The sequence below is a fragment of the Pseudomonas artemisiae genome, assembly GCF_057128685.1.
In genome coordinates this window covers 1-1,152 of the sequence record NZ_JBSKHS010000036.1, presented here as the reverse complement: position 1 = coordinate 1,152, position 1,152 = coordinate 1, and the positions used below count along the sequence as shown (strand labels likewise).

Here is a 1,152-nt window from a genome sequence, read left to right as displayed (position 1 = left end):
CTGACAGGCAAACTTGAAACTTACTTCGCTGGGCGCCCGCTTGTGAGCGACCGCAGCCTGACTGGCCTCCCGGCGCACCACGTTATACGCCAGTAAAAGTCCCCACAATTCTTGATAGACCAGGTCCACAGTCCTGCTGCGAAGCGTCAGTGCATTATCTTGCATAGAGCTTTTGATATCTCTGAAACCCAACTCGATTTCCCACCGCTCGTGATAAAGCGTCGCGACCTGCTCTGCGCTAAATTTCGAAGCGGGTAGCGAGGTGAAGACAGTTTTCTCTTTTCCTTCAACTTGGTAAGTCACAGCTCGTACCTGCCAGTACTCAGGTAAAGCCGGATTCTTTTTACGCGCCTGCGGCGAGACTCTCATCTGCACAAGATAATCGCCATCGCCATAATGTTCGACTTCCGTCCTGACCGTTCCCTTGCGTTCGGGGATCATCCAATGCCTGTTTTGCTCAGCGTTTTGGATACTCAACAACAGATCAGCGCTGAAAAATCCTTTGTCCAGTAAGGTCACCGAGTGATTGGGTATGCTTTCGACAAAGTCCTTGGCCAGTGGAATTTCGCCCTTGCGATAGGGGCTAACGGCAGCATTGGCAATGATGTGGGACCGTGCATTCATCAGCGCGACAAGACGCAACACCGGGTACGGCGTCTGCCGATTGGAGGAGGTGTTACCTGAGCCAAAGTGCTCCCGCAACTGCGGTGTTTCCGAGGTTCGAAACAGCGCACCATCGACAGCAAAAACCTGAAGTCCGTGCCAGTCATCGTGCGGGTAGCGCTCGTATCCCCAGGCATTGGCGCACTGTCGAAATAGCCAGAACACAGGCTGATTGCCCAGGCGCTGACGCGCCTGTGACAAGCCGCTCTTTGCCAAAAGTACCTCGTTGGCCAGACCGTCGGCGCAGATATTAAGTCGGCGCGCGACCTCAACGATGGGCTCTCCTCTGAAAAGTGCCATCCCGACGACTAACCAAAGCACCATATCCGAGGGCAGGCGCCGACGTCGGATCGTGGCCTTTTCGGCCAAAGCGGCGGCAGTGCTAATCCATTCTTGGGGAATATGATCGGTGAATACGTCGAGGCGTGAGAGCGGCTGCTCAGCAAAGTCCAGAACAGCGCCTAAATCCTGAGCGACAGACATAAAAAA

The 1,152-nt window shown here is 54.4% G+C and carries 1 protein-coding gene; it reads right to left on the bottom strand.

The window, feature by feature from the left end; translation table 11 throughout:
- Positions 1-1,152 (bottom strand): IS4 family transposase (locus ACWKV4_RS20575; protein ID WP_483839555.1); only part of this gene is annotated, 1,152 nt, incomplete at both ends.